At 73.8% G+C, this 389-nt stretch carries 1 protein-coding gene and 1 pseudogene; both read left to right on the forward strand.

From position 1 onward, the window contains the following. Positions 1-12: 12 nt before the first annotated feature. Entirely contained in the window at positions 13-153 is a 141-nt protein-coding gene (locus tag G3I56_RS43000) for a VWA domain-containing protein (RefSeq protein ID WP_239135481.1), read from the forward strand. Beyond that, positions 150-389, forward strand: a pseudogene (locus G3I56_RS43005) (hypothetical protein); the annotation flags it as partial. The gene G3I56_RS43000 and the pseudogene G3I56_RS43005, both read left to right, overlap by 4 nt.

Raw genomic sequence — 389 nt, forward strand, 5'->3', positions numbered from 1 at the left:
AGATGCCATGTCCTGGGCTGCGCGAGTCTCGACGACTCGGGACGTCCCCGCTACTCCACCGGGGTCGCGGCGCACCTGGTCGCCGCCGGGATGCCGGTGGCCGCCCTCAGTCCGCTCGAACTCGCCCGCTGGGTTGGGGAGAAGATCGCATGAGCCAGTCCCTTCCACCGGTCGCTCCGTCGGTGACCGCCGAGCTGGTCGCGGCCCTGTCGCCCCGGCTGAGCAAGCGCCTGGACGGGGGCGTCGGCAAGCTGGCCGGTCTGCCCGTCGTCCGGGACGGCGACACGGTGCGTATCGCGCTCGACGACACCACCGCGCTCGAACTCCACGCGCCCGGCGGCGTGGTGCGCAGCGCCGACGCCATCCGCTGCGGCTGCCTGCTGGCCCCT

Origin of the sequence: Streptomyces sp. SID12488 (assembly GCF_010548275.1) — a bacterium.
GTDB lineage: Bacteria > Actinomycetota > Actinomycetes > Streptomycetales > Streptomycetaceae > Streptomyces.